The 23,726-nt window shown below is 38.0% G+C and carries 17 protein-coding genes, 2 tRNA genes, 1 rRNA gene, 2 pseudogenes and 4 riboswitches (1 of these 26 cut by a window edge); of the genes and pseudogenes, 3 read left to right on the forward strand and 19 right to left on the reverse strand.

All coding sequences use genetic code 11. From position 1 onward, the window contains the following. From ACUN0F_RS32090 to groES, 12 genes and pseudogenes are all read right to left on the reverse strand, one after another. Positions 1-628 (reverse strand): 16S ribosomal RNA (locus ACUN0F_RS32090); it reaches 924 nt to the left of the window's first position. Positions 629-922: 294 nt separating this feature from the next. Then, positions 923-2,201 (reverse strand): annotated as a pseudogene (locus ACUN0F_RS32095) (sensor histidine kinase). Then, positions 2,185-2,886 carry a response regulator transcription factor gene (locus ACUN0F_RS32100; RefSeq protein ID WP_064475196.1) on the reverse strand — a complete coding sequence of 234 codons (702 nt, stop codon included), beginning with the start codon at positions 2,884-2,886 and terminating at the stop codon, positions 2,185-2,187. Before ACUN0F_RS32100 ends, ACUN0F_RS32095 begins: the two are co-directional and overlap by 17 nt. A 144-nt stretch (positions 2,887-3,030) precedes the next feature. Further along, positions 3,031-4,356 (reverse strand): NCS2 family permease, encoded by a 1,326-nt coding sequence (locus tag ACUN0F_RS32105; protein ID WP_000833088.1) that lies wholly within the window; start codon positions 4,354-4,356, stop codon positions 3,031-3,033. A gap of 127 nt (positions 4,357-4,483) precedes the next feature. Further along, positions 4,484-4,585, reverse strand: a riboswitch (purine riboswitch). A gap of 153 nt (positions 4,586-4,738) precedes the next feature. Then, entirely contained in the window at positions 4,739-6,277 is a 1,539-nt protein-coding gene (gene guaA / locus ACUN0F_RS32110) for a glutamine-hydrolyzing GMP synthase (protein ID WP_000743912.1), read from the reverse strand. Positions 6,278-6,442: 165 nt separating this feature from the next. Beyond that, a riboswitch (purine riboswitch) is annotated at positions 6,443-6,544 on the reverse strand. A 139-nt stretch (positions 6,545-6,683) separates the two neighbouring features. After that, a pseudogene (gene groL, locus ACUN0F_RS32115) lies at positions 6,684-8,078 on the reverse strand (chaperonin GroEL); the annotation flags it as partial. A gap of 205 nt (positions 8,079-8,283) precedes the next feature. Further along, positions 8,284-9,789: an ATP-binding protein gene (locus tag ACUN0F_RS32120; protein WP_445540785.1), complete on the reverse strand. Its 1,506-nt coding sequence runs from the start codon at positions 9,787-9,789 to the stop codon at positions 8,284-8,286. Further along, on the reverse strand, positions 9,773-10,474 hold the full coding sequence (locus ACUN0F_RS32125; RefSeq protein ID WP_064475196.1) for a response regulator transcription factor: 702 nt from the start codon (positions 10,472-10,474) through the stop codon (positions 9,773-9,775). Before ACUN0F_RS32125 ends, ACUN0F_RS32120 begins: the two co-directional genes overlap by 17 nt. A 144-nt stretch (positions 10,475-10,618) precedes the next feature. Then, positions 10,619-11,944, reverse strand: coding sequence for an NCS2 family permease (locus ACUN0F_RS32130; protein ID WP_000833088.1), 1,326 nt, complete (start codon positions 11,942-11,944; stop codon positions 10,619-10,621). Positions 11,945-12,071: 127 nt separating this feature from the next. Then, positions 12,072-12,173: riboswitch (purine riboswitch) on the reverse strand. Between the two features lie 153 nt (positions 12,174-12,326). Then, positions 12,327-13,865: a glutamine-hydrolyzing GMP synthase gene (gene guaA / locus ACUN0F_RS32135; RefSeq protein ID WP_000743912.1), complete on the reverse strand. Its 1,539-nt coding sequence runs from the start codon at positions 13,863-13,865 to the stop codon at positions 12,327-12,329. A 165-nt stretch (positions 13,866-14,030) separates the two neighbouring features. Further along, a riboswitch (purine riboswitch) is annotated at positions 14,031-14,132 on the reverse strand. Positions 14,133-14,271: 139 nt separating this feature from the next. Further along, positions 14,272-15,906, reverse strand: a complete 1,635-nt coding sequence (groL, locus tag ACUN0F_RS32140) for a chaperonin GroEL (RefSeq protein WP_445540786.1) — start codon at positions 15,904-15,906, stop codon at positions 14,272-14,274. A 38-nt stretch (positions 15,907-15,944) separates the two neighbouring features. Next, on the reverse strand, positions 15,945-16,229 hold the full coding sequence (gene groES, locus ACUN0F_RS32145; RefSeq protein ID WP_046960187.1) for a co-chaperone GroES: 285 nt from the start codon (positions 16,227-16,229) through the stop codon (positions 15,945-15,947). Between the two features lie 401 nt (positions 16,230-16,630). Between groES and ACUN0F_RS32150 the strand changes: the two genes are divergently transcribed. Both ACUN0F_RS32150 and ACUN0F_RS32155 read left to right on the forward strand, forming a co-directional pair. After that, positions 16,631-17,380 carry a CPBP family intramembrane glutamic endopeptidase gene (locus ACUN0F_RS32150; protein ID WP_000745348.1) on the forward strand — a complete coding sequence of 250 codons (750 nt, stop codon included), beginning with the start codon at positions 16,631-16,633 and terminating at the stop codon, positions 17,378-17,380. Then, positions 17,377-17,568, forward strand: coding sequence for a YdiK family protein (locus tag ACUN0F_RS32155; RefSeq protein ID WP_001246201.1), 192 nt, complete (start codon positions 17,377-17,379; stop codon positions 17,566-17,568). The genes ACUN0F_RS32150 and ACUN0F_RS32155 overlap by 4 nt, the downstream gene beginning before the upstream one ends. A 29-nt stretch (positions 17,569-17,597) precedes the next feature. Here ACUN0F_RS32155 and ACUN0F_RS32160 read toward each other — a convergent pair whose 3' ends face one another. Beyond that, positions 17,598-18,227 (reverse strand): redox-sensing transcriptional repressor Rex, encoded by a 630-nt coding sequence (locus ACUN0F_RS32160; protein ID WP_000437704.1) that lies wholly within the window; start codon positions 18,225-18,227, stop codon positions 17,598-17,600. Between the two features lie 187 nt (positions 18,228-18,414). On the opposite strand from ACUN0F_RS32160, the gene ACUN0F_RS32165 reads away from it, so the two are divergent. Beyond that, positions 18,415-20,349 (forward strand): ABC-F family ATP-binding cassette domain-containing protein, encoded by a 1,935-nt coding sequence (locus tag ACUN0F_RS32165; RefSeq protein ID WP_000602169.1) that lies wholly within the window; start codon positions 18,415-18,417, stop codon positions 20,347-20,349. A 407-nt stretch (positions 20,350-20,756) separates the two neighbouring features. On the opposite strand, the gene tsaD is transcribed toward ACUN0F_RS32165, so the two are convergent. From tsaD to ACUN0F_RS32195, 6 genes are all read right to left on the reverse strand, one after another. Beyond that, positions 20,757-21,773, reverse strand: coding sequence for a tRNA (adenosine(37)-N6)-threonylcarbamoyltransferase complex transferase subunit TsaD (gene tsaD, locus ACUN0F_RS32170; protein ID WP_000414582.1), 1,017 nt, complete (start codon positions 21,771-21,773; stop codon positions 20,757-20,759). After that, positions 21,773-22,216, reverse strand: coding sequence for a ribosomal protein S18-alanine N-acetyltransferase (gene rimI / locus ACUN0F_RS32175; protein ID WP_000367200.1), 444 nt, complete (start codon positions 22,214-22,216; stop codon positions 21,773-21,775). Before rimI ends, tsaD begins: the two co-directional genes overlap by 1 nt. A 13-nt stretch (positions 22,217-22,229) precedes the next feature. After that, on the reverse strand, positions 22,230-22,922 hold the full coding sequence (gene tsaB / locus ACUN0F_RS32180) for a tRNA (adenosine(37)-N6)-threonylcarbamoyltransferase complex dimerization subunit type 1 TsaB (protein WP_445540787.1): 693 nt from the start codon (positions 22,920-22,922) through the stop codon (positions 22,230-22,232). Further along, positions 22,903-23,376 (reverse strand): tRNA (adenosine(37)-N6)-threonylcarbamoyltransferase complex ATPase subunit type 1 TsaE, encoded by a 474-nt coding sequence (gene tsaE, locus ACUN0F_RS32185; RefSeq protein ID WP_000049636.1) that lies wholly within the window; start codon positions 23,374-23,376, stop codon positions 22,903-22,905. Before tsaE ends, tsaB begins: the two co-directional genes overlap by 20 nt. Before the next feature lie 174 nt (positions 23,377-23,550). Continuing rightward, positions 23,551-23,626, reverse strand: a tRNA-Asp gene (locus ACUN0F_RS32190). Between the two features lie 3 nt (positions 23,627-23,629). Then, positions 23,630-23,706 (reverse strand) — tRNA-Met (locus ACUN0F_RS32195). Between the last annotated feature and the right edge of the window lie 20 nt (positions 23,707-23,726).

Consider the following 23,726-nt stretch of genomic DNA (forward strand, 5'->3'; position numbering starts at 1 on the left):
AGCCGTGGGCTTTCACATCAGACTTAAGAAACCACCTGCGCGCGCTTTACGCCCAATAATTCCGGATAACGCTTGCCACCTACGTATTACCGCGGCTGCTGGCACGTAGTTAGCCGTGGCTTTCTGGTTAGGTACCGTCAAGGTGCCAGCTTATTCAACTAGCACTTGTTCTTCCCTAACAACAGAGTTTTACGACCCGAAAGCCTTCATCACTCACGCGGCGTTGCTCCGTCAGACTTTCGTCCATTGCGGAAGATTCCCTACTGCTGCCTCCCGTAGGAGTCTGGGCCGTGTCTCAGTCCCAGTGTGGCCGATCACCCTCTCAGGTCGGCTACGCATCGTTGCCTTGGTGAGCCGTTACCTCACCAACTAGCTAATGCGACGCGGGTCCATCCATAAGTGACAGCCGAAGCCGCCTTTCAATTTCGAACCATGCAGTTCAAAATATTATCCGGTATTAGCCCCGGTTTCCCGGAGTTATCCCAGTCTTATGGGCAGGTTACCCACGTGTTACTCACCCGTCCGCCGCTAACTTCATAAGAGCAAGCTCTTAATCCATTCGCTCGACTTGCATGTATTAGGCACGCCGCCAGCGTTCATCCTGAGCCAGGATCAAACTCTCCAATAAAGTTAGTTTGTCTAGCATCTAAAAATAAAAATTGACGTTTCACGTTGTTTGTTTCGTTCAGTTTTCAAAGAACTACTCGGTCGCTCATTTGCGACTCCCTTATGTTAACATCTTCATGTTTCAATGTCAACTAAGTTTTTCATTTCGTTTGCCGCGTTCTGCGTTATTGCATCGGCGACTTATCCTATATTACACCTCTATACTCTAATCGTCAACATATTTTTCTAAAAAAATATAAAAAGGCTTATTTCTTTTGAAATAAGCCTTTTTATCAAATATCATTCTATTCATTTATTATTTTTCTATAATTGGTAACGAGACGATAAACTGAATAATACCATCCTCATATTCTGCTCGAATACTACCACCTTGCAGCTCAACAATACTTTACCATCTTTTCCGAATCAACCCCTGCATAGGCACGTTCCTCAGGAAACTTCTTAACAAACGCAAGTCCATGCTCTTCTGCCTGCGGTACTAACTCTTCTATTAATTGCTCCAATAACTCATTTATACAAACCTCTTGTTTTTCTAATACAACTTGCTCATTTGTTAACTTCGTATACTCAAATAAATCTTCTATTAAATTCTTTAACTGCTCCGACTTCGCAAAAGCAATTCTCGTATACTCATCATGTTGTTCTTTATTTTCATATTTAGAATCTCGAAGTAATCGCAAGTAACCCATAATAGAAGTAAGTGGTGTACGCAAATCGTGAGATACATTCGTAATAAGCTCATTCTTTTGCTTCTCTAATTTACGTTCCTTTTCTATATTATTCATAAGCTCTTCTGCCATATTATTAATATTCTCAGTTAAAGACGCAATCTCATCTTCACCTTTTTTCTCAATACGGTACGCTAAGTTTCCTTTTTCTATTTCCTTTACACCTTGTGCCATCGCTTCAATTTGCTTCATCTTTCTCTTTGTTATATAGAAGAAAGAGAAAATAAATACGAGTACACCTATGAAAAACGGAAACGGTCCTTCTTGCGTATCATATATTACTTCACCTTCTGGAATCCCACTAACAAACATGTATAAATTCTTATTTTCTATTGTAATAGGTGAAAAAGCTATAAATTCTTTTCTCGTATTTTCAAATACATCTCGACCATTTGAATAGTTAATCGCAAATGATGATGCATTACGAATCGTATTATGCAAATCGATTTGCTCTTCTTGCGCCTGCTTCGTTTTATATAAAACTTTACCACTCTCGTCAGTAACCAATATTTTTAAAGCTCTAGATCCTTGCTCTAAATTTTGATTCTCCATTTCGATCATATCGGATATAGCTTCTAATTTATTTTCATGAACCGAACTATTTGCCGCTCCTTGAGCTTGGTGATTAATTCGTTCCATACCAGTCCGATAATCGATAGTCGCTTGACGATTCGCATTCTCAAAAAATGGCGCAGCTGCCTTCGCTGACAAAAGCCCTAATAACGCACAAGCAGTGAACGCAGCAATAAGTTGAATTCGCACACTCCGTTTCACACTCTTCACTATCTTTCCAATTAACTCTCGAATTTCCCTAACATAAGTAAATGGATTAAATATCTTTTTCAATCTTATATCCCACTCCCCATACAGTTTTTATATATCTAGGCTTCCTTGGATTCTCCTCAATCTTTTCACGCACTTTCCGAATATGAACCATTACCGTGTTATCCGACTGAAAAGATCTTTCGTTCCAAACCTTTTCATAAATCTGTTCCGCGCTAAAGACCATACCCGGGTTACGAGCTAGTAATTCTAAAATTGAAAATTCCCTCGGTGTCAGTTTCACTTCTTCTCCATCCACAATAACTTTATGGGTTGAAATGTTTATTTTCATCTCTCCAATTTCTAACTCGTCCTCATTTTGAATAGCAAAACCATTCATCTTCATATAACGACGTAACTGAGATTTAATTCTTGCGATTAACTCTAACGGATTAAATGGTTTCGTTACGTAATCATCTGCACCTGTTGTTAATCCTAAAATTTTATCCATATCTTGCGTTTTCGCAGAAAGCATAATAATTGGCATTTCTTTCGATTCTCTTACTTTCATACACATATGAATACCATCTACCTTTGGCATCATAATATCTAATACGACTAGATGTACTTCATTTTCTTCTAGTAAACGTAATCCTTCTTCTCCGTCTCCTGCTTGCAACACTTTATATCCTTCATTCTTTAAATAGATTGTAATAAGATTCCTAATTTCTTTTTCATCATCTACGACAAGTATTGTTTCGTGCGCCACAATATCTCCCCCATCACTTTTTTAATCCCTAACTTCTATTATAGGAAAACTTCTGAAGAAAAACGCTCGGAAATCCTTAAGATTTTCTGAAGACGCAAAAAAGGTCTAGACTCCCCTTAAGTCTAGACCTTTCAAAAACTCCTTTTATTTACGAACGTAGATGAAATATAGTATGAATAAAACTCCCATAACATACATAATTGGATGAACCTCTTTACGGCGACCACTTACTACCATTGTAATTGGATAGAAGATAAACCCAATCGCAATCCCTGTCGCAATACTATACGTAAGTGGCATTGAAATGATTGTAAAGAATGCTGGTACTGCAATCTCGAATTTCTTCCAATCAATTTCTCCTAAAGAAGAAACCATTAAGATTCCTACAATAATTAACGCTGGCGCTGTTACAGCTGGTGTTACAACGCTTAATAATGGCGAGAAGAATAGTGCCAGCAAGAAGAACCCTGCTGTTACAACTGCTGTAAATCCAGAACGTCCACCCGCTGCTACCCCCGCAGAAGACTCAATGTAAGACGTTGTTGTTGATGTACCTAAGATTGCACCGATTACAGTTGCAATCGCATCTGCGAATAACGCTTTTCCTGCACGTGGTAATTTATTGTTCTTCATTAATCCTGCTTGATTCGCAACCGCTACAAGTGTACCTGCTGTATCAAAGAAATCGATAAAGAAGAACGTTATAATAACAATCCCCATTTGAATAGTGAAAATATCTCCGAAGTGCGTTAACGCCGCACCGAACGTTGGTTCTAGACTCGGTATTGCTCCCACTACAGCTTTTGGGGTATCAATTAATCCTGTTGCTACTCCTAAGATTGCTGTAAGAATCATACCGTAGAATACCGCACCATTAACTTTCTTAATCATGAAGATGATTGTCGTAACAACCCCGAAGATTGCTAGTAACGTTGTGCCCTTTGTTAAATCCCCCAATCCAACAAGAACAGCATCATTTTTCACGATAATTCCGGCATTTTGGAATCCAAGGAAAGCAATGAACAATCCGATACCTGCCGCTACTGCAAACTTTAACTCTGATGGAATTGCATTAATAATTTTTTCACGAATACCTGAAGCTGTAAGAATAATAAAGATAATACCTGACATTAACGTTCCAGCAATTGCTGTCTGCCATGGAATACCCATCGTTAACACTGCCGTATAGGCAAAGAACGCGTTAATTCCCATACCCGGCGCCAAAGCAATCGGATACTTCGCGAATATCCCCATAATTAACGAACCAATCGCTGCTGCTAATGCTGTAGCAACGAATACTGCACCCGGATCCATTCCTGTACCTGCTGGTAACCCTTTAACATTCCCAAGTGACAGCGTAGCAGGATTGACAAATAGTACATAAGCCATAGATAAAAATGTCGTTAAACCTGCTATGAACTCTGTTTTATAATTTGTGCCGAGTTCATCAAACTGAAAATAGCGTTTCATCTTACGTTTCCCCCGTTATATGATTACTCGCCGTAATCTCCCTAGCCCTCTTTTATCTATTAAAAATAAAAAAGGCTTCCATTGCATATACATGGAAGCGTTCTATGAATAAAGACAAGTTTCCCTCATCTTTATCTAAACGCCTCGTAGTCAAGCCATTTACGGTAGCTAGGTAGAAACTTTCGGGCCATATCCCCGATATTATACGACGGCATAATATTCACTTTTCGTTTGAATTACATACTCATATTAACTCGATGAAGTAGTTTTGTCAATTTAAAAACGAACATTTTTATAAACTTTTGCATTTTCGTTCGTATTAAGAGCGAAAAACAAAAGATCCATCTATGCATGAGCAATAGATGGATCTTTTTTTATAATACTATTCCCACTCAATAGTTGCTGGTGGCTTACTTGTTATATCATACACGATACGGTTAACGTGTTTTACTTCGTTTACGATACGTACAGAGATTTTCTCTAATACGTCCCAAGGGATACGTGCCCAGTCAGCTGTCATACCGTCGATAGATGTTACTGCGCGGATACCTACTGTGTAATCGTAAGTACGCTCGTCACCCATAACACCTACGCTACGCATACCAGGAAGCGCAGTGAAGTATTGCCAAACTTCACGGTCTAAGCCCGCTTTAATAATTTCTTCACGTAAAATCGCATCAGATTCACGAACGATTTCTAATTTCTCTTCTGTGATTTCACCTAATACACGAATACCAAGACCAGGGCCTGGGAATGGTTGACGCCATACGATTTCATCAGGAATTCCTAGTTCTGATCCTAATACACGTACTTCATCTTTAAATAACGTGTTTAAAGGCTCAATTAATTTGAACTGCATGTCTTCTGGAAGACCACCAACGTTATGGTGAGATTTAATTGTTTGTGCAGTTGCTGTACCACTTTCAACGATGTCTGTATAAAGTGTACCTTGCGCTAGGAAGTCCATTCCTTGTAATTTAGAAGCTTCATCATCAAATACGTAAATGAATTCATTACCGATGATTTTACGTTTTTGTTCTGGATCTTCTACACCTTTTAACTTGTTCATGAAGCGTTCTTGTGCATCCACTTTAATAACGTTCATGTGGAAACCTTCGCTGAATGTTTTCATAACGCCTTCTGCTTCACCTTTACGAAGTAAACCGTGGTCAACGAAAATACATGTTAATTGGTCACCGATTGCCTTATGAATTAATACTGCTACAACAGAAGAGTCTACACCGCCGCTAAGTGCGCATAGTACTTTTTTGTCTCCAACAGTTTCACGGATTTTCTCTAATTCCACTTCAATAAAGTTCTCCATGTTCCATCCTTCAGAACAACCACATGCGCCGAATACGAAGTTTTTAATTAAATCGTTACCGTGCTCAGAATGACGTACTTCTGGGTGGAATTGTACACCGTATAAGTTTTTGTCTTCATTGCTCATACCAGCAATTGGACAAGACTCACTTGTTGCATCTACTACGAATCCTTCAGGTAAACCAGTTACTAAGTCACCATGGCTCATCCATACAACTTGCTCTTCTGGAAGATTCGCATATAATTTTGATTCGTTCTCTACTTTAAGAACAGCTTTTCCGTACTCACGGTGGTTTGCACGTTCTACTTTACCACCGAAGTGTTGCGTCATAAGCTGCATACCGTAACAAATACCGAAGATTGGTAATCCTAGTTCAAAGATTTTTTCATCACAATGTAATGCGCCTTCACCATATACACTATTTGGTCCACCAGAGAAGATAATCCCTTTTGGATTCATTGCTTTAATTTCTTCCGCAGTAATTGTATGTGGATGAAGTTCACTGTATACACCGAACTCACGAATTCGACGTGCTATTAACTGATTGTACTGACTCCCAAAATCTAAAACGATAATTGTATCATGCTGCTTCTTCAAAATAATCACCCCAACGTTAGTTCTCGTATATAAATATTTTCACCAATTTGGCAAAAAGCATTACCAATATAATAAAAAAAGCCAGTCCTCCGCCTCTAGTCTCATAACAAAGAAAAGGCAGGGGTCTGGCTTTATAAAGAAAGATAGTCTTCCGCTCTTTATAAATATAAGACACACTGCCTTCATAGTCAGGTTGTTTACGGTAACCCGGTAGAGACTCTCAAACCTTATCTTTGAGGATATATGAAGGATCGTTTTATATTATCTTCCTAGATTCTAACAATGAAGTATCTATATGGTCAAGAGAGAAAGCGACAAAATTCTACAGAAATTCATTTCCTTTTCTAAAAAACATAAAAAAACATCCATTTCTATATAGAAATGGATGTTTTTCGAGCAAACGGAATTACATCATTCCGCCCATACCGCCCATGCCCATGCCGCCCATGTCAGGCATTGCTGGTGCATTTGGTTCTGGCTTGTCAGCTACTACAGCTTCAGTTGTTAAGAACATAGCTGCAACAGATGCTGCGTTTTGAAGTGCAGAGCGAGTTACTTTAGCTGGATCTACGATACCAGTTTCAAGCATGTTAACCCACTCGCCAGTAGCTGCGTTGAAACCAACGCCTACTTTTTCGCCTTTTAGACGCTCTACAACTACAGATCCTTCTAGACCAGCGTTGATTGCGATTTGACGAACTGGCTCTTCTAGTGCGCGAAGTACGATGTTGATACCTGTTGCTTCGTCGCCTTCAGCTACGATAGAAGCTACTTTCGTGTATACGTTCATAAGTGAAGTACCACCACCTGCAACGATACCTTCTTCTACTGCTGCACGAGTTGAGTTAAGTGCATCTTCAATGCGAAGTTTGCGCTCTTTCAACTCAGTTTCAGTTGCTGCACCTACTTTAATTACTGCTACGCCACCTGCAAGTTTTGCAAGACGCTCTTGTAATTTTTCACGATCGAATTCAGAAGTAGTTTCTTCTAATTGCGCACGGATTTGACCGATGCGAGCTTCGATTTGTTGTGTATTTCCGATGCCTTCAACTACAGTTGTGTTTTCTTTCGTTACAACAACTTTACCAGCGCGTCCTAAAGATTCAACCGTAGCAGATTTTAAGTCACGGCCTAATTCTTCAGTGATTACTTCGCCACCAGTTAAGATTGCGATATCTTCTAGCATTGCTTTACGACGGTCACCAAATCCAGGAGCTTTAACAGCTACTACATTGAATGTACCACGAAGTTTGTTCACTACTAATGTAGCTAAAGCTTCACCTTCTACGTCTTCAGCGATGATAAGAAGTGGTTTACCTTGTTGTACCACTTGCTCTAATACTGGTAAGATTTCTTGGATGTTAGAAATCTTCTTATCAGTAATTAAGATGTATGGGTTATCAAGAACCGCTTCCATTTTGTCAGAATCAGTAATCATGTAAGGAGATGCATATCCACGATCAAATTGCATACCTTCTACTACGTCTAATTCTGTTGTAAATCCTTTAGATTCTTCTAAAGTAATAACGCCGTCGTTACCAACGCGCTCCATTGCTTCAGCGATTAATTGACCTACTTCTTCGTCAGCTGCAGAAATAGCAGCTACTTGTGCGATAGAAGATTTACCTTCGATTGGTTTAGAAATCTCTTTTAATTCTGCAATTGCAGCAGTAACAGCTTTTTCGATACCTTTACGAAGACCCATTGGGTTCGCACCAGCTGTTACGTTTTTAAGACCTTCACGAATCATAGCTTGTGCTAATACAGTTGCAGTTGTTGTTCCGTCACTCGGTCGCTCATTTGCGACTCCCTTATGTTAACATCTTCATGTTTCAATGTCAACTAAGTTTTTCATTTCGTTTGCCGCGTTCTGCGTTATTGCATCGGCGACTTATCCTATATTACACCTCTATACTCTAATCGTCAACATATTTTTCTAAAAAAATATAAAAAGGCTTATTTCTTTTGAAATAAGCCTTTTTATCAAATATCATTCTATTCATTTATTATTTTTCTATAATTGGTAACGAGACGATAAACTGAATAATACCATCCTCATATTCTGCTCGAATACTACCACCTTGCAGCTCAACAATACTTTTCGCAATCGCTAATCCAAGTCCCGATCCTTCTGTTACTCTACTTCTAGATTGATCCTTCTTATAAAAACGTTCAAACAAACTCGCTAACTCTTCTCTCGTAAACTCTTCACTATGATTCGCAATTACAATTTGTATATCCCGGCGCTGCCTTTGAAGAGAAACTTTTATCTCCCCATCATCTTTACTATACTTAATCGCGTTCATTAATAGATTATCAAATACACGTACCATCTTTTCCGAATCAACCCCTGCATAGGCACGTTCCTCAGGAAACTTCTTAACAAACGCAAGTCCATGCTCTTCTGCCTGCGGTACTAACTCTTCTATTAATTGCTCCAATAACTCATTTATACAAACCTCTTGTTTTTCTAATACAACTTGCTCATTTGTTAACTTCGTATACTCAAATAAATCTTCTATTAAATTCTTTAACTGCTCCGACTTCGCAAAAGCAATTCTCGTATACTCATCATGTTGTTCTTTATTTTCATATTTAGAATCTCGAAGTAATCGCAAGTAACCCATAATAGAAGTAAGTGGTGTACGCAAATCGTGAGATACATTCGTAATAAGCTCATTCTTTTGCTTCTCTAATTTACGTTCCTTTTCTATATTATTCATAAGCTCTTCTGCCATATTATTAATATTCTCAGTTAAAGACGCAATCTCATCTTCACCTTTTTTCTCAATACGGTACGCTAAGTTTCCTTTTTCTATTTCCTTTACACCTTGTGCCATCGCTTCAATTTGCTTCATCTTTCTCTTTGTTATATAGAAGAAAGAGAAAATAAATACGAGTACACCTATGAAAAACGGAAACGGTCCTTCTTGCGTATCATATATTACTTCACCTTCTGGAATCCCACTAACAAACATGTATAAATTCTTATTTTCTATTGTAATAGGTGAAAAAGCTATAAATTCTTTTCTCGTATTTTCAAATACATCTCGACCATTTGAATAGTTAATCGCAAATGATGATGCATTACGAATCGTATTATGCAAATCGATTTGCTCTTCTTGCGCCTGCTTCGTTTTATATAAAACTTTACCACTCTCGTCAGTAACCAATATTTTTAAAGCTCTAGATCCTTGCTCTAAATTTTGATTCTCCATTTCGATCATATCGGATATAGCTTCTAATTTATTTTCATGAACCGAACTATTTGCCGCTCCTTGAGCTTGGTGATTAATTCGTTCCATACCAGTCCGATAATCGATAGTCGCTTGACGATTCGCATTCTCAAAAAATGGCGCAGCTGCCTTCGCTGACAAAAGCCCTAATAACGCACAAGCAGTGAACGCAGCAATAAGTTGAATTCGCACACTCCGTTTCACACTCTTCACTATCTTTCCAATTAACTCTCGAATTTCCCTAACATAAGTAAATGGATTAAATATCTTTTTCAATCTTATATCCCACTCCCCATACAGTTTTTATATATCTAGGCTTCCTTGGATTCTCCTCAATCTTTTCACGCACTTTCCGAATATGAACCATTACCGTGTTATCCGACTGAAAAGATCTTTCGTTCCAAACCTTTTCATAAATCTGTTCCGCGCTAAAGACCATACCCGGGTTACGAGCTAGTAATTCTAAAATTGAAAATTCCCTCGGTGTCAGTTTCACTTCTTCTCCATCCACAATAACTTTATGGGTTGAAATGTTTATTTTCATCTCTCCAATTTCTAACTCGTCCTCATTTTGAATAGCAAAACCATTCATCTTCATATAACGACGTAACTGAGATTTAATTCTTGCGATTAACTCTAACGGATTAAATGGTTTCGTTACGTAATCATCTGCACCTGTTGTTAATCCTAAAATTTTATCCATATCTTGCGTTTTCGCAGAAAGCATAATAATTGGCATTTCTTTCGATTCTCTTACTTTCATACACATATGAATACCATCTACCTTTGGCATCATAATATCTAATACGACTAGATGTACTTCATTTTCTTCTAGTAAACGTAATCCTTCTTCTCCGTCTCCTGCTTGCAACACTTTATATCCTTCATTCTTTAAATAGATTGTAATAAGATTCCTAATTTCTTTTTCATCATCTACGACAAGTATTGTTTCGTGCGCCACAATATCTCCCCCATCACTTTTTTAATCCCTAACTTCTATTATAGGAAAACTTCTGAAGAAAAACGCTCGGAAATCCTTAAGATTTTCTGAAGACGCAAAAAAGGTCTAGACTCCCCTTAAGTCTAGACCTTTCAAAAACTCCTTTTATTTACGAACGTAGATGAAATATAGTATGAATAAAACTCCCATAACATACATAATTGGATGAACCTCTTTACGGCGACCACTTACTACCATTGTAATTGGATAGAAGATAAACCCAATCGCAATCCCTGTCGCAATACTATACGTAAGTGGCATTGAAATGATTGTAAAGAATGCTGGTACTGCAATCTCGAATTTCTTCCAATCAATTTCTCCTAAAGAAGAAACCATTAAGATTCCTACAATAATTAACGCTGGCGCTGTTACAGCTGGTGTTACAACGCTTAATAATGGCGAGAAGAATAGTGCCAGCAAGAAGAACCCTGCTGTTACAACTGCTGTAAATCCAGAACGTCCACCCGCTGCTACCCCCGCAGAAGACTCAATGTAAGACGTTGTTGTTGATGTACCTAAGATTGCACCGATTACAGTTGCAATCGCATCTGCGAATAACGCTTTTCCTGCACGTGGTAATTTATTGTTCTTCATTAATCCTGCTTGATTCGCAACCGCTACAAGTGTACCTGCTGTATCAAAGAAATCGATAAAGAAGAACGTTATAATAACAATCCCCATTTGAATAGTGAAAATATCTCCGAAGTGCGTTAACGCCGCACCGAACGTTGGTTCTAGACTCGGTATTGCTCCCACTACAGCTTTTGGGGTATCAATTAATCCTGTTGCTACTCCTAAGATTGCTGTAAGAATCATACCGTAGAATACCGCACCATTAACTTTCTTAATCATGAAGATGATTGTCGTAACAACCCCGAAGATTGCTAGTAACGTTGTGCCCTTTGTTAAATCCCCCAATCCAACAAGAACAGCATCATTTTTCACGATAATTCCGGCATTTTGGAATCCAAGGAAAGCAATGAACAATCCGATACCTGCCGCTACTGCAAACTTTAACTCTGATGGAATTGCATTAATAATTTTTTCACGAATACCTGAAGCTGTAAGAATAATAAAGATAATACCTGACATTAACGTTCCAGCAATTGCTGTCTGCCATGGAATACCCATCGTTAACACTGCCGTATAGGCAAAGAACGCGTTAATTCCCATACCCGGCGCCAAAGCAATCGGATACTTCGCGAATATCCCCATAATTAACGAACCAATCGCTGCTGCTAATGCTGTAGCAACGAATACTGCACCCGGATCCATTCCTGTACCTGCTGGTAACCCTTTAACATTCCCAAGTGACAGCGTAGCAGGATTGACAAATAGTACATAAGCCATAGATAAAAATGTCGTTAAACCTGCTATGAACTCTGTTTTATAATTTGTGCCGAGTTCATCAAACTGAAAATAGCGTTTCATCTTACGTTTCCCCCGTTATATGATTACTCGCCGTAATCTCCCTAGCCCTCTTTTATCTATTAAAAATAAAAAAGGCTTCCATTGCATATACATGGAAGCGTTCTATGAATAAAGACAAGTTTCCCTCATCTTTATCTAAACGCCTCGTAGTCAAGCCATTTACGGTAGCTAGGTAGAAACTTTCGGGCCATATCCCCGATATTATACGACGGCATAATATTCACTTTTCGTTTGAATTACATACTCATATTAACTCGATGAAGTAGTTTTGTCAATTTAAAAACGAACATTTTTATAAACTTTTGCATTTTCGTTCGTATTAAGAGCGAAAAACAAAAGATCCATCTATGCATGAGCAATAGATGGATCTTTTTTTATAATACTATTCCCACTCAATAGTTGCTGGTGGCTTACTTGTTATATCATACACGATACGGTTAACGTGTTTTACTTCGTTTACGATACGTACAGAGATTTTCTCTAATACGTCCCAAGGGATACGTGCCCAGTCAGCTGTCATACCGTCGATAGATGTTACTGCGCGGATACCTACTGTGTAATCGTAAGTACGCTCGTCACCCATAACACCTACGCTACGCATACCAGGAAGCGCAGTGAAGTATTGCCAAACTTCACGGTCTAAGCCCGCTTTAATAATTTCTTCACGTAAAATCGCATCAGATTCACGAACGATTTCTAATTTCTCTTCTGTGATTTCACCTAATACACGAATACCAAGACCAGGGCCTGGGAATGGTTGACGCCATACGATTTCATCAGGAATTCCTAGTTCTGATCCTAATACACGTACTTCATCTTTAAATAACGTGTTTAAAGGCTCAATTAATTTGAACTGCATGTCTTCTGGAAGACCACCAACGTTATGGTGAGATTTAATTGTTTGTGCAGTTGCTGTACCACTTTCAACGATGTCTGTATAAAGTGTACCTTGCGCTAGGAAGTCCATTCCTTGTAATTTAGAAGCTTCATCATCAAATACGTAAATGAATTCATTACCGATGATTTTACGTTTTTGTTCTGGATCTTCTACACCTTTTAACTTGTTCATGAAGCGTTCTTGTGCATCCACTTTAATAACGTTCATGTGGAAACCTTCGCTGAATGTTTTCATAACGCCTTCTGCTTCACCTTTACGAAGTAAACCGTGGTCAACGAAAATACATGTTAATTGGTCACCGATTGCCTTATGAATTAATACTGCTACAACAGAAGAGTCTACACCGCCGCTAAGTGCGCATAGTACTTTTTTGTCTCCAACAGTTTCACGGATTTTCTCTAATTCCACTTCAATAAAGTTCTCCATGTTCCATCCTTCAGAACAACCACATGCGCCGAATACGAAGTTTTTAATTAAATCGTTACCGTGCTCAGAATGACGTACTTCTGGGTGGAATTGTACACCGTATAAGTTTTTGTCTTCATTGCTCATACCAGCAATTGGACAAGACTCACTTGTTGCATCTACTACGAATCCTTCAGGTAAACCAGTTACTAAGTCACCATGGCTCATCCATACAACTTGCTCTTCTGGAAGATTCGCATATAATTTTGATTCGTTCTCTACTTTAAGAACAGCTTTTCCGTACTCACGGTGGTTTGCACGTTCTACTTTACCACCGAAGTGTTGCGTCATAAGCTGCATACCGTAACAAATACCGAAGATTGGTAATCCTAGTTCAAAGATTTTTTCATCACAATGTAATGCGCCTTCACCATATACACTATTTGGTCCACCAGAGAAGATAATCCCTTTTGGATTCATTGCTTTAATTTCTTCCGCAGTAATTGTATGTGGATGAAGTTCACTGTATACACCGAACTCACGAATTCGACGTGCTATTAACTGATTGTACTGACTCCCAAAATCTAAAACGATAATTGTATCATGCTGCTTCTTCAAAATAATCACCCCAACGTTAGTTCTCGTATATAAATATTTTCACCAATTTGGCAAAAAGCATTACCAATATAATAAAAAAAGCCAGTCCTCCGCCTCTAGTCTCATAACAAAGAAAAGGCAGGGGTCTGGCTTTATAAAGAAAGATAGTCTTCCGCTCTTTATAAATATAAGACACACTGCCTTCATAGTCAGGTTGTTTACGGTAACCCGGTAGAGACTCTCAAACCTTATCTTTGAGGATATATGAAGGATCGTTTTATATTATCTTCCTAGATTCTAACAATGAAGTATCTATATGGTCAAGAGAGAAAGCGACAAAATTCTACAGAAATTCATTTCCTTTTCTAAAAAACATAAAAAAACATCCATTTCTATATAGAAATGGATGTTTTTCGAGCAAACGGAATTACATCATTCCGCCCATACCGCCCATGCCCATGCCGCCCATGTCAGGCATTGCTGGTGCATTTGGTTCTGGCTTGTCAGCTACTACAGCTTCAGTTGTTAAGAACATAGCTGCAACAGATGCTGCGTTTTGAAGTGCAGAGCGAGTTACTTTAGCTGGATCTACGATACCAGTTTCAAGCATGTTAACCCACTCGCCAGTAGCTGCGTTGAAACCAACGCCTACTTTTTCGCCTTTTAGACGCTCTACAACTACAGATCCTTCTAGACCAGCGTTGATTGCGATTTGACGAACTGGCTCTTCTAGTGCGCGAAGTACGATGTTGATACCTGTTGCTTCGTCGCCTTCAGCTACGATAGAAGCTACTTTCGTGTATACGTTCATAAGTGAAGTACCACCACCTGCAACGATACCTTCTTCTACTGCTGCACGAGTTGAGTTAAGTGCATCTTCAATGCGAAGTTTGCGCTCTTTCAACTCAGTTTCAGTTGCTGCACCTACTTTAATTACTGCTACGCCACCTGCAAGTTTTGCAAGACGCTCTTGTAATTTTTCACGATCGAATTCAGAAGTAGTTTCTTCTAATTGCGCACGGATTTGACCGATGCGAGCTTCGATTTGTTGTGTATTTCCGATGCCTTCAACTACAGTTGTGTTTTCTTTCGTTACAACAACTTTACCAGCGCGTCCTAAAGATTCAACCGTAGCAGATTTTAAGTCACGGCCTAATTCTTCAGTGATTACTTCGCCACCAGTTAAGATTGCGATATCTTCTAGCATTGCTTTACGACGGTCACCAAATCCAGGAGCTTTAACAGCTACTACATTGAATGTACCACGAAGTTTGTTCACTACTAATGTAGCTAAAGCTTCACCTTCTACGTCTTCAGCGATGATAAGAAGTGGTTTACCTTGTTGTACCACTTGCTCTAATACTGGTAAGATTTCTTGGATGTTAGAAATCTTCTTATCAGTAATTAAGATGTATGGGTTATCAAGAACCGCTTCCATTTTGTCAGAATCAGTAATCATGTAAGGAGATGCATATCCACGATCAAATTGCATACCTTCTACTACGTCTAATTCTGTTGTAAATCCTTTAGATTCTTCTAAAGTAATAACGCCGTCGTTACCAACGCGCTCCATTGCTTCAGCGATTAATTGACCTACTTCTTCGTCAGCTGCAGAAATAGCAGCTACTTGTGCGATAGAAGATTTACCTTCGATTGGTTTAGAAATCTCTTTTAATTCTGCAATTGCAGCAGTAACAGCTTTTTCGATACCTTTACGAAGACCCATTGGGTTCGCACCAGCTGTTACGTTTTTAAGACCTTCACGAATCATAGCTTGTGCTAATACAGTTGCAGTTGTTGTTCCGTCACCAGCTACATCATTTGTTTTGCTAGCAACTTCTGCTACTAATTTTGCACCCATATTTTCGAATGCATCTTCTAATTCGATTTCTTTTGCGATTGTTACACCGTCATTTGTAATAAGTGGTGAACCGAATTTTTTCTCAAGTACAACGTTACGACCTTTTGGTCCAAGCGTTACTTTTACTGCGTTTGCAAGAGTGTCGACACCGCGAAGCATCGAACGACGTGCTTCTTCACTAAATTTAATATCTTTTGCCATAATAATTGACCCCCTTGAATTTTTTAAGATTTATATAATTAACCGATAACTGCTAAAATGTCACTTTCACGTAAAATCAAGTAGTCAGCACCTTCGTATTTTACTTCAGTACCTGCATATTTTGAGAAGATGATAAGATCACCTGCTGCTACCTCTAAAGCAACACGCTCACCATTTTCAAGCACTCGACCAGTACCTACTGCAATAACTTTACCCTCTTGTGGTTTTTCTTTTGCAGTGTCTGGTAATACAATACCACTTGCTGTTTTTTCTTCTGCTTGAACAAGCTCAATTACAACGCGATCACCTAATGGCTTTAGCATGAACAATAACCTCCTCATTTTGTTATGTAAATTTTATTTATTAGCACTCAAGTCACTCGAGTGCTAACACACTTATAATAATAAATAATCTCAATTTCTTTTGCAAGTAAAAAAATCATAATTTTTTCGCAAATTAAGCTATACACTTTTCTATATAGAGTCCCTCTTCTTCTACCTTTACTATATGAATCGTTGTTTCCACTAATCGTATGTTACAATATGAAAGGACACCCTAAATTGTTTTCGCTATACACACAACTTTCTCCTGTCTTCTATTATAATTTCAAATAAGGATTTACGAAAAAAACATAATTTAAGCGAGGTTTATATCGTAGGTAGCATATTTACATGTTATCCTACCTTATCTCATACACTAGAGTTAGAAAGGATGGTTAAACCATTTGAAAAAACAATATTGGTGGGTTATCGTTACATACATTTTAATGCAGTTATCATCCATTGCTGGATTACCACTTCTTCTGAAAACTGGACTTTATGATAACAGGGGATTTACTAGAGAAGAGAAATTTCAACTCATAACTGGCCACTGGGCAATCATTAGCTTCTTTATTGCATTATGTATCGTACTTTGGTTACTTAGAACAGATATTCGTGACAGACGTTTAGATACAATGCGCTCTACTGTTCCAGCTACGATTGGTTGGATTTTTATCGGGTTCTTCCTAGCATTTTTCTCACAAAGTATTGCCGGTATGATAGAAATGCGTGTATTAGGAATTAAACCTGGATCAGAAAATACAGCAAGACTTATGGATATCGCAAGAACGACACCTTGGTTCCTTATCGTTATCTCTATAATAGGACCTATTTTGGAAGAAATCGTATTTAGAAAAATTTTATTTGGTACACTTTATAAGAAGTTTAACTTCTTTATTGCTGCTATCATTAGTTCTCTTGTATTCGCAGCAATTCATTTTGATTTCACTCACTTATTGGTATACACTTCTATGGGACTCGTATTCGCCTTTTTATATGTAAAAACGAAGCGTATTATCGTCCCTATCGCAGCTCATGTTGCAATGAATACATTAGTTGCAGTTGCTCAAGTTTTAATGAGCAATGAACAAATTCAAGAAATGATTAAAGAAGCTGAAAAAATGCAAGGCTTTATCGGAGGATTTTTAGTATGAGGAACTCACCATTGTTCATGGCTGCATTGTACTTCCTTCTAGGATGTATCTTTACACGCTTCGCCATTACGAACGTAACAGATACAATCTGGAATATGTGGACAATACTATTTGCAGTTATGGCAACAATTGATTTTAATTTGGCACTTCGCCTTATCTTAGTTAAATTCACAAAGAAAAAACAATAATAAAACGCAGAGGTCGCTTCCTCTGCGTTTTATTGTGGATAATTCTTTAAAAAGTAAACAAGTGTTTGTAACTCTACCGCTAAATCAATATGGTGAATTCTTATATTATCTGACACATTTAAGCGCGCTGGTGTGAAATTTAAAATACCATGCACGTTCGTTTCTGCCAATCTATCTGCTACAGATTGTGCTACTGTAGCGGGTACTGTTAATATTGCCACTTGTATATCAGTTGATAAACGTTCTTCTAATTCATCTAAATGATATACAGGAATGCCCCCGATTTCTGTCCCGACTTTCTCTTCACTAACATCAAACGCCATTTCAATTTTTGTATTATTGTTTTTCGTGAAATTATAATGTAAGAAAGCGGTCCCTAAATTACCTACTCCAATAAGTGCTACACGTGTTATATCATCTTGGTCGAGTGTTTCACGGAAAAATGATAATAAATAATTTACGTTATATCCATAACCTTTTTTCCCTAACGCTCCAAAATATGAAAAATCTCTTCGAATCGTTGCGGAATCAACTTTTACCGCTTCACTCAATTCGGCTGATGAAACACGTTGCTTACCAGAAAGAGATAAGTTTTGGATAAATCGATAGTATAGAGGCAATCGTTTGGCAGTGGCCTGTGGAATTTTTTGCTGCTCCATATAACCTCTCCTCTCTTCCTATCTTTATTCATATACTTGAATCAAATACAGAAGTTTAGCACTCATGAATTTCCCTGTATAATAAAGAGAAGAAGTATTCTCTCTTTATTTTAAACTATACACTATTTTTAGTATGATTGAGAAATATAAACATGGCAAAGTTAAGAAATTATTTGAGGTGAAAACATTGATTTTATTACAAGTAAACGCGCTTACGAAATTATACGGTGCAGAAACGATTCTTGCAAACATAAAATTGGAAGTTCAAACGAAAGATCGTATCGCATTAGTCGGACGAAATGGGGCCGGAAAATCTACATTATTAAAAATAATAGCTGGTGAGCTATCTCATGATGGTGGCGAAATTATAAAACCAAAAGATGTCTCAATCGGATATTTAGCTCAAAATACCGGGTTAGAAACATCTTTAACAATTTGGGATGAAATGTTAACCGTCTTTACACACTTGCAGCAAATGGAGACAAAACTTCGAAGGCTAGAGCAAGAGATGGGAAAAGAAGAAAACTTTTCAAACGAGGCTACATATGAAAGATTATTAGCTGATTATGACCAATTGCAATTAGATTATAAAGATCAAGGTGGATATCAATATGAAGCAGATATTCGCTCCATTTTAAGTGGTCTTGGCTTCCCAGTTGAAACGCACCAGACGACGATTTCTACATTAAGTGGTGGACAAAAAACAAGATTAGCTCTCGGTAAATTATTATTAACGAAACCAGACCTACTTATTTTGGACGAGCCTACAAACCATTTAGACATCGAAACATTAACATGGCTTGAACAATATTTACAAGGCTATCCTGGCGCAATACTAATCGTTTCCCATGACCGTTATTTCTTGGATAAACTCGTTACACAAGTATATGAAATTTCGAATAAAGAAAGCAGACGATTTGTTGGTAACTACAGTAAATATTTAGACTTAAAATCAGCATTATACGAGCAAGACATGAAACGTTATGAAAAACAACAAGATGAAATCGCTAAGCTTGAGGATTTCGTTCAAAAAAATATAGCGCGCGCATCTACGACAAAACGTGCTCAAAGCCGTCGTAAACAATTAGATAGAATGGAATTATTGACTAGACCATTAGGTGATTCTAAGTCAGCATCCTTCCACTTCGATATCGAAAAACAAAGTGGAAATGATGTTTTACAAGTAAAGGATGCAACTATCGGCTATGATGATGATCCGATTATTGAACATGTAACTATGCGCTTAACTCGCGGGGATAGCGTTGCTTTAGTTGGTCCAAACGGAATTGGGAAATCCACATTATTAAAATCACTTGTGAATAAGTTACCACTATTAAATGGTGATGTTTCTTTCGGATCCAATGTATCTGTTGGTTATTATGATCAAGAACAAGCAAACTTAACATCTTCTAAGCGAGTTTTAAATGAGTTATGGGATGAATATCCATTGCAGCCCGAAAAAGAAATTCGCACGATATTAGGTAACTTCTTATTCACAGGGGATGATGTACTAAAACCAGTATCTTCTCTTAGTGGTGGACAAAAAGCTCGATTAGCTCTTGCAAAACTTATGATGCAAAAATCAAATTTATTAATTCTCGATGAACCTACGAACCATCTTGATTTAAATAGTAAAGAAATTTTGGAGAATGCTTTAATTGATTATCCAGGCACCCTTCTATTTGTTTCACATGACCGCTACTTTATTAATCGTGTAACGACGACCGTTGTTGAGTTGTCAACAGAAGGTGCACAAGAGTATTTAGGCGATTACGATTACTATGTGGAGAAGAAAAATGAAATGATTGAACGTGCAGCATTTGAACAACAAGAACAGCAAGAAAACCAAGCACCTGTTCAAAAAACTGTAGCTCAAGAAAAATTAAATTATCTCGAAGAAAAAGAGCGTAAACAATTAGAACGTCAACGCACTCGAAAAATTGAGGAACTAGAACAAAATATTGTAGAATTTGAAGAAGAAATTGCTACGTTAGAAGATCAACTTTGCTTACCAGAAATATACGCAGATTATGAAAAGGCTAGTGAAATTACAACGAAAAAGCAAACACTACAAGAGCAACTTGATGCTTGTATGGCAGAATGGGAAGAATTACATTTATAAGAGTATGAATAAGAAGGATGTCTCATAAGTCGGGATTTTTGACTATGCGACATCCTTTTTATCTTCTAGCTGGGGTATAAACGATTCGACACGACATACCGATTTACCGACAAAGTTTGACAATGTTGGCTCGCCCCTATAATAAGGGTACATTTCAAAATGTTTTTTAGAGATATCTTCTTGCGATTTATTTCCCAAAAAAGAATACATTCAAAGGTCAGACTTCTTCTACTTTATCCACAGGTTTATACACATATCCACCTTTATAAAATAAACCCCAAAATAACTTTTCCACATTATCCACAACTCCCAAAAAAGTTATCAACATTTTATATACACAATAAAACCCACATTATCAACAGATAATATGGGTTTTATCCACAAGCTGTGGTTAATTTTGTGCATAACTATTCTTCAATATCTAATCCTGGATTTGCATTTAGAGCTAATGTAGCACGTTTTCCCTGTTCATATGCAATTGTACCTGCGGCTGCAATCATCGCTGCATTATCGGTACATAAAGATAGTGGAGGAATAATTAGCTCGATATTTTCTTTTGTCGCAAATTCCGCTTCTAAACGTGCGCGAAGTCCTTTATTCGCAGCTACTCCACCAGCAAGAAGCAGTTGCTTTACGTTATACGCTTCTGCTGCACGAGATGCTTTCGTTACAAGCACATCTATTACACTCGCTTGGAAACTTGCTGCTAAATCTTCCGGTGCAATTTCTATCCCGCGTTGTTTCGCGTTATGCACAGTGTTGATAACTGCTGATTTCAATCCACTGAAACTGAAATCATACGAATCAGGTTCTAGCCATGCACGAGGCAAATCGATTGTCGGTTCTCCTTCATGTGCAAGGCGATCAATGTGAGGACCACCTGGATATGGCATGGATAACGTTCGAGCTACTTTATCATATGCCTCTCCAGCTGCATCATCTCTTGTTTCACCAATCACTTCGAATGAACCATGTTCTTTCATATAAACAAGCTCCGTATGTCCACCAGATACAACAAGTGATAGTAGTGGGAATTGAACTTCTTTTACTAAACGGTTCGCATAAATGTGCCCAGCTATATGATGAACACCCACTAGAGGAATATCATGTGCAAAAGCCACTGCTTTCGCTGCATTTACCCCTATTAAAAGCGCTCCTACTAACCCAGGTCCTTCTGTTACAGCAATTGCATCAATATCATCAAATGTAATATTTGCTTCTTTTAAAGCTTCTTCTAACACAACTGTAATTTCTTCTACATGATGACGGGATGCAATCTCTGGTACAACTCCACCAAAACGTTTATGACTTTCAATTTGTGATGCAACGACATTCGCAATAATTTCCGTTCCATTTTTAACAACTGCTACTGCTGTTTCATCACAACTTGTTTCAATACCAAGTATAATCGTATTTTTTTCCATTATATATTCACCCACATTACGAGACCATCTTCCTGATTGTCTGCATAGTATCGTTTACGAATTCCACCATTTTGAAATCCGTATTTTCTGTATAACTGTTTTGCTACTTCATTTGATACACGTACTTCAAGTGTCATTGTTTTTACCCCTAAATCTTTCGCTTCGGAAATAACTTCTTTCAATAAAGCATCCCCTAGCTTTTGACCTCTGTATTCTGGCAAAATAGCTACATTTGTTATATGTGATTCATCAATAATTATCCACAATCCACAATACCCAATTACACGACCATCTTTTTCTAGCACAACATAATGTGCATGTTCATTCGTCGTTAACTCACGGTGAAAGGCATCTGCAGTCCAAGGAGTTGAAAAAGACGCTTCTTCAATAGCTACAATTTGAGCGATATCATCGAGTTCCATCTTTCTAAATATCATATCCATCTTCTGCAAGCTCCTACTTGTTTTGACTTTCTAACCACTTTGCTTCAGCTTCAGCTAAACGAAGATAACTAGGAACAAATGAATGTACATCTTGTTCTTCTTTTTGTAACCCTAAGAAAGCTAACTCACTTGGTCTTGGGTTATTTTTAGTGAAGGGAGCAAATACAGCTTGGCCGCCTAAATGTTCGATAATCGTCTCTTTGTGCAGTTTAACATCATTACCAATAAATAAAACAGGCTTTCCTGTATCTTTTAACATTTGCAACCAGTCTACAATAAGGATGATTCGGTCTTCTTCTATAGAAGTTAAATGCTCTCCCTCATATGTATATAACCCAGTATAAATTTGTCCGCGTCTTCCATCAAATAAAGGACAGATTAATCCATCAAAATTAGCACCGTTTGCAGCCACTACTTCTAAACTTGATACACCTACAATTGGTATTTGAAGTGACCAAGCTAATGTTTTTGCAGCTGTCACACCTATGCGAACACCTGTATATGATCCAGGTCCAGCAGCTACAACGATTTTAGTTAATTCTTTCGGTTTTACACCACATTCTTTTAATAATTTCTCTACAGCTGGCATAAGACGTACAGAATGGTTTTTTGTTAAGTTTGTAATGATTTCCCCAATTACGTTTCCTTCCTCAATAAGGGATACACCCATTACGTAATTTGAAGTGTCAATTGCTAGTACTTTCATCTTGTAATAGCTCCTCACATAATCTAATATATCGATCTCCAATTGGCTCGAGTACAATTTTCCTTGTATCATCTCCAGCATGGAATAAACTAATTTGTAACTTCTCATTTGGTAAAAATGCTTCTATTAAATGAGCCCATTCTACTACGGTAATTCCTTCACCGTAGAAATACTCATCAAAACCTAAGTCCTCTTCACTTTCTGCTAAGCGATACACGTCCATATGATATAGCGGCAATCTCCCTTTATATTCTTTAATAATATTAAAGGTAGGACTATTTACAACTCTTTTCACTCCAAGACCTTTTGCTAGTCCTTTTGTAAAAGTTGTCTTACCAGCCCCTAGATCTCCTTCTAAAATAATTACATCTTGTGCCCCGACAAGTCCACCTAGTTTTTCTGATAATCTTTGTGTTTCCTCAGAAGAGTTTGTTGTTATTTCATATTTACTCACAGACTTCACCTACTTTACTCACAATGTTCTCTGCTCTTTATTATACAGGTTTTGAATATATAAAAAAGTCCTTAGGAGTTTTCCTAAGGATAGTTTGACTGTCTTTATTAGTTTTTTGTTAAAACAAATAAAAAAATACGAAACAACATGTTTCGTTCTTTTCTTTATATAAAATGGCGGTCCCGACCGGGGTCGAACCGGCGATCTCCTGCGTGACAGGCAGGCATGTTAACCACTACACCACGGGACCATTTGGTTGCGGGGACAGGATTTGAACCTGCGACCTTCGGGTTATGAGCCCGACGAGCTACCGTACTGCTCCACCCCGCGATGATATAAATAGCCTGGCA

It is taken from the genome of Bacillus sp. 1A (genome assembly GCF_052682215.1).

Coding starts and splice junctions, on each gene's coding strand:
- ACUN0F_RS32155 (WP_001246201.1), top strand. CDS start 17,377: ATGAGGAACTCACCATTGTTCATGGCTGCATTGTACTTCCTTCTAGGA.
- groES (WP_046960187.1), bottom strand. CDS start 16,229: ATGCTAAAGCCATTAGGTGATCGCGTTGTAATTGAGCTTGTTCAAGCA.
- tsaB (WP_445540787.1), bottom strand. CDS start 22,922: ATGAAAGTACTAGCAATTGACACTTCAAATTACGTAATGGGTGTATCC.
- ACUN0F_RS32105 (WP_000833088.1), bottom strand. CDS start 4,356: ATGAAACGCTATTTTCAGTTTGATGAACTCGGCACAAATTATAAAACA.
- ACUN0F_RS32160 (WP_000437704.1), bottom strand. CDS start 18,227: ATGGAGCAGCAAAAAATTCCACAGGCCACTGCCAAACGATTGCCTCTA.
- tsaD (WP_000414582.1), bottom strand. CDS start 21,773: ATGGAAAAAAATACGATTATACTTGGTATTGAAACAAGTTGTGATGAA.
- ACUN0F_RS32130 (WP_000833088.1), bottom strand. CDS start 11,944: ATGAAACGCTATTTTCAGTTTGATGAACTCGGCACAAATTATAAAACA.
- rimI (WP_000367200.1), bottom strand. CDS start 22,216: ATGGATATGATATTTAGAAAGATGGAACTCGATGATATCGCTCAAATT.
- groL (WP_445540786.1), bottom strand. CDS start 15,906: ATGGCAAAAGATATTAAATTTAGTGAAGAAGCACGTCGTTCGATGCTT.